3 protein-coding genes are annotated in these 5,621 nt (G+C 59.0%); 2 read left to right on the top strand and 1 reads right to left on the bottom strand.

The window, feature by feature from the left end; all coding sequences use genetic code 11:
- Positions 1-146: 146 nt before the first annotated feature.
- Positions 147-1,301 carry a methionine adenosyltransferase gene (gene metK / locus ADK28_RS03335; protein ID WP_016926681.1) on the bottom strand — a complete coding sequence of 385 codons (1,155 nt, stop codon included), beginning with the start codon at positions 1,299-1,301 and terminating at the stop codon, positions 147-149.
- Positions 1,302-2,210: 909 nt separating this feature from the next.
- On the opposite strand from metK, the gene speA reads away from it, so the two are divergent.
- Positions 2,211-4,187, top strand: coding sequence for a biosynthetic arginine decarboxylase (gene speA, locus ADK28_RS03340; protein WP_028127388.1), 1,977 nt, complete (start codon positions 2,211-2,213; stop codon positions 4,185-4,187).
- 195 nt (positions 4,188-4,382) lie between these two features.
- Complete coding sequence (speB, locus tag ADK28_RS03345) at positions 4,383-5,303, top strand: agmatinase (protein ID WP_004937606.1); 921 nt, start codon at positions 4,383-4,385, stop codon at positions 5,301-5,303.
- Positions 5,304-5,621 lie beyond the last annotated feature (318 nt).

Below are 5,621 nucleotides of genomic sequence, written 5' to 3' on the forward strand. Positions count from 1 at the left end.
GGCTTACGAATCCGAACGGTAAGGCAACCCGGCGGCGGGGGCTTTGCCTCCGCCGGCCGGCAGTCGATGCGTTGATCCATGAGCACCCATCCGTTCAAAAAAAACGGCGAGCCTTGGCTCGCCGTTTTTCATGTTGATGTCGGGGCTTATTTCAGGCCGGCGGCATCGCGCAGCAGTGCGGCTTTGTCGGTCGCTTCCCATGGGAAGTGCTCGCGGCCGAAGTGGCCGTAGGCGGCGGTTTCGCGGTAGATCGGCTGCAGAAGATCCATCATCTGGATCAGGCCGTATGGGCGCAGATCGAAGAATTCGCGCACCAGCAGCGTCAACTGTTCGGTTGGCACTTTCTCGGTACCGAAGGTTTCCACCATGATGGAGGTCGGTTCCGCTACGCCGATAGCGTAAGACACCTGAATCTCGCAGCGATCGGCCAGGCCGGCGGCGACGATGTTTTTCGCCACGTAGCGCGCCGCGTAAGCCGCGGAACGGTCAACCTTGGACGGATCCTTACCGGAGAAGGCGCCGCCGCCGTGGCGCGCCATGCCGCCGTAGGTGTCGACGATGATCTTACGGCCGGTCAGGCCGCAGTCGCCCATCGGGCCGCCGATAACGAAACGGCCGGTCGGGTTGATGTGGTATTTGGTGCCCGCCGTCAGCCATTCCGCCGGCAGTACCGGCTTGATGATCTCTTCCATCACCGCTTCTTGCAGATCTTTCAGCGAGATGTCTTCAGAGTGCTGGGTGGACAGCACCACGGCGTCGATGCCGACGATTTTGCCGTCGTCGTACTGGAAGGTCACCTGGCTCTTCGCATCCGGGCGCAGCCACGGCAGGGTGCCGTTTTTACGCACTTCGGACTGGCGCTGCACCAGACGGTGCGCGTAGGTGACAGGTGCAGGCATCAGCACGTCGGTTTCGTTGGTGGCATAGCCAAACATCAAGCCCTGATCGCCGGCGCCCTGCTCGAGAGGATCGGTACGATCAACGCCCTGATTGATATCCGGGGATTGCTTGCCGATAGCGCTCAATACTGCACAGGAGTTGGCGTCAAAGCCCATGTCCGAATGAACGTAGCCGATCTCGCGCACGGTCTTGCGGGTGATCTCTTCGATATCGACCCAGGCGCTGGTGGTGATTTCACCGCCGACCAGGACCATGCCGGTTTTCACGTAGGTTTCGCAGGCGACGCGCGCCTTCGGATCTTGTTCCAGGATGGCGTCGAGGACGGCATCGGAGATCTGATCGGCGATTTTATCGGGATGTCCTTCGGAGACGGATTCGGACGTGAAGAGGTGTTTAGCCATTGTGTTCTTTACCTTGCATAAGACGGGTTAGAAATTACTGCACAGCGCTGGAGATCCGGCATCGAAGCGAAGGGTCTTCCGCTGATGGCGCGAGATGCATCCTGCAACGCCCCTCAGGCAAAGCCGTTAAGCAGTTTATCAGTTAACCAGTATAGATGGATTAACATCTGGACGTCTATTTTAGGTCAGGGTTTAGCCAGATTGCCAGTAATTTTTTGCGCTTTCGCTCTTTTGCGCAAACGGGTTGGCGCCATTTTCATCGCTTGAAACAGTTTTCGGCGAATTTTCATTTTGCTTTTTCACCTGCTTACCGGTATAAACTGCGCGCGCGGTTCATTTGCTGCACAGTACGGCGGTCTGGCGTGGTGGAAGGTGCGATTAACTTCCGCTTTGCATTCGCCGGCGTTGCGCTATTATCCGTCGCGGGCGTTCGCCGTAAGCGCCGCCGCTTCATCGAACGGTCACGTTCTTACACTATTTTAGAGGCTGGGTCGTTCACTCCGAACGGCGCGCGTGGAGGTGGTTGGATTAATGATCCGTTGTCTACCGGTTGTTGGTTCTCAACAGCAGTGCCGTTCTGGCGCACATTCTTCTGCTATTTCCCGTCTTGTCTCTCTGTCACTTACCAGGTGCGATAAACACTTGGCCGCTACTCAGGATTCTCGGGCCGGCTAACGGTCGTCTGAAGAACTGAACAAGGGTAGCCTGCAGCCTTCCTGTGGGATGTTTCTTGGCCCGATTCACGAGGTTTGAACAGGGTGTCTTACAATTATATGAGTGATAAACCGATCGCTGACCGCGAACGGCAGTTCTCTTCGCTGCCGCCGGCGCGGCTTGTTGGGTTGTTCTCGCGGGTTGTAGCTGCGATAGTGGCTGACGGTTTCGTCAGTAGGGAATGTGAGGCGAACCATGTCTGATGATCTGTTGATTCACCGCCCGCCGGTTGCGGGCGAGTCTTTATCTTTGCGCTCCATGCAGGAGGTTGCCATGAATGATCGTAATGCCAGCAAGATGCTGCGTACTTATAACGTCGCCTACTGGGGCAACAATTACTATGACGTCAACGAGCTGGGCCATATCAGCGTGTGCCCGGATCCGGATGTCCCGCAGGCGCGCGTCGATCTGGCAGAACTGGTGAAAACGCGCCAGAAAGACGGCCAACGTCTGCCGGCGCTGTTCTGCTTCCCGCAGATCCTTCAGCATCGCCTGCGTTCGATCAACGCCGCGTTCAAACGCGCGCGTGAATCCTTCGGCTACCAGGGCGGTTATTTCCTGGTGTATCCGATCAAGGTGAACCAACACCGCCGCGTGATTGAATCGCTGGTGAACTCCGGCGAACCGCTGGGGCTGGAAGCCGGATCCAAGGCCGAGCTGATGGCGGTGCTGGCGCATGCCGGCATGACCCGCTCGGTGATTGTCTGTAATGGTTATAAAGATCGTGAATACATTCGCCTGGCGTTGATCGGGGAAAAGCTGGGGCACAAGGTGTACCTGGTGATCGAGAAAATGTCCGAGATCAACCTGGTGCTGGAAGAGGCCGAACGGCTGAACGTCATACCGCGCCTGGGCGTGCGTGCGCGTCTGGCATCGCAAGGCTCCGGCAAATGGCAGTCGAGCGGCGGCGAAAAATCCAAGTTCGGTCTGGCGGCGGTGCAGGTGCTGAAGCTGGTGGAAACCCTGCGTGAAGCGGGCCGCCTCGACAGCCTGCAGCTGCTGCACTTCCACCTGGGTTCGCAGCTGGCCAACATTCGCGACATCGCCACCGGCGTGCGCGAATCGGCGCGCTTCTACGTTGAGCTGCACAAGCTGGGCGTCAACATTCAGTGCTTCGACGTGGGCGGCGGCTTGGGCGTCGACTACGAAGGCACCCGTTCGCAGTCCGATTGCTCGGTCAACTACGGCCTGAACGAATATGCCAACAACGTGATTTGGGGCATCGGCGACGCCTGTAACGAACACGGCCTGCCGCACCCGACGGTGATCACCGAGTCCGGCCGCGCCGTGACCGCGCACCACACGGTGCTGGTCTCCAACGTGATTGGCGTCGAGCGCAACGAGTTCAGCGAACCGCAGCCGCCGGAAGCCGACGCGCCGCGCGCGCTGGAAAGCATGTGGGAAACCTGGCTGGAAATGAACGAGCCGGAGAACCGCCGCTCGCTGCGCGAATGGCTGCACGACAGCCAGATGGATCTGCACGACGTGCACACCCAATACGCGCACGGCATGCTGGACTTGACCAAGCGCGCCTGGGCCGAGCAGCTGTATCTGAACATCTGCAACAAGATCCAGCAGCAGCTCGATCCGAGCAACCGCGCACACCGCCCGATCATCGACGAGCTGCAAGAGCGCATGGCGGACAAGTTCTACGTCAACTTCTCACTGTTCCAGTCGATGCCGGATGCCTGGGGTATCGACCAGCTGTTCCCGGTGCTGCCGCTGGAAGGGCTGGATAAACCGCCGGAAGGCCGCGCTGTGCTGCTCGATATCACCTGCGACTCCGACGGCACCATCGACCATTACGTCGACGGCGACGGCGTGGCGACCACCATGCCGATGCCGCCGTACGATCCGGAGAACCCGCCGGCGCTGGGCTTCTTCATGGTCGGTGCGTATCAGGAGATCCTCGGCAACATGCACAACCTGTTCGGCGACACCGCCTCGGTTGACGTGTACGTGTTCCCGGACGGCAGCGTCGAGACCGAGCTGTCCGACGAGGGCGATACCGTGGCGGATATGCTGGAGTATGTGCAGCTCGATCCGAGCGCGCTGCTGTCCAAATTCCGCGATCAGGTCAAAGAAACCGATCTGGACAGCGAGCTGCAGGCGCAGTTCCTGGAAGAGTTTGAGGCCGGTCTGTACGGTTATACGTATCTGGAAGACGAGTAACCGCCTTCTTCATGGGGGGCGATATCGGCCCTCTTGAAGCATGGATAAAATGCGGCCATAATCTGCCGTATCGGTAGCACCGAAACACACATCGAATAAATCCCTTTCTCGTCGGGCTAACGACGCGGGAGGGATTTTTTTTTGTAACGGCCCGGCGTCTGCGCCCGGCAACTTGTTGAACTACGAGGGTTTACTATGAGCACCTTAGGCCATCAGTCCGATAATTCATTAGTGTCCAACGCCTTTGGTTTCCTGCGCTTTCCGCTGAACTTCATGCCTTACGACAGCGATGCAGAGTGGGTCATCACCGGCATTCCGTTTGACATGGCGACCTCCGGTCGCGCCGGCGGCCGTCATGGCCCGGCGGCCATCCGCCAGGTGTCCACCAACCTGGCCTGGGAAGGCAACCGTTGGCCGTGGAGCTTCGATCTGCGCGATCGTCTGAACGTGGTTGACTGCGGCGACATCGTGTTCAACTTCGGCGATGCGCAGGACATGAGCGACAAGCTGCAGGCGCATGCGGAGAAACTGCTGAAGGCCGGTAAGCGCATGCTCTCGTTCGGCGGCGATCACTTTGTCACCCTGCCGCTGCTGCGCGCGCACGCCAAGCATTTCGGCAAGCTGGCGCTGGTGCACTTTGACGCCCATACCGATACCTACGCCAACGGCAGCAAGTTCGACCACGGCACCATGTTCTATCATGCGCCGAACGAAGGCCTGATCGATCCGCACCACTCGGTGCAGATCGGCATTCGCACCGAGTTCGATCACGACAATGGCTTTACCGTACTGGACGCCGCGCAGGTGAACGATCGCAGCGTGGACGACCTGCTGACTCAGATCAAGGGCATCGTCGGCGATATGCCGGTGTACCTGACCTTCGACATCGACTGCCTGGATCCGGCGTTCGCACCGGGCACCGGCACGCCGGTGATCGGCGGCCTGACCTCCGATCGCGCGCTGAAACTGGTGCGCGGCATGCAGTCGCTGAACATCGTCGGCATGGACGTAGTGGAAGTGGCGCCGGCTTATGATCAGTCCGAGATCACCGCGCTGGCCGCGGCGACCCTGGGTCTGGAAATGCTGTACCTGCAGGCGGCCAAGAAACACGCCTGACGCTTGGCCACGCCTCGCTGAAAAAGCGGCTCTCATCGTATGGGGGCCGCTTTTTTTATTTCATTTTTCGCCATCCGCGCGGCGATTTTCAGTCTGTTGCAACGCCTTTGCGCAATTTTGCGCAGAAATGAAACGGAGTCAGTAAAAAGGAATCGGGATAACGGGGAGGATGAATATACTGCGCGCGGGTGCTCTGGATCTTTGTATCTAGAGTCTGCGTGAAAGGTACAAAGAGAAAAGCCCCGAGTCGATATTCATCAACCCGAGGCCTACTCTAACGCCAGCAACGTTAAGTTAGCCTCTTACCCGCCGCGAGGC

Source organism: Serratia sp. 506_PEND, from assembly GCF_001076875.1.
Taxonomy (GTDB): Bacteria; Pseudomonadota; Gammaproteobacteria; order Enterobacterales; family Enterobacteriaceae; genus Serratia; species Serratia marcescens.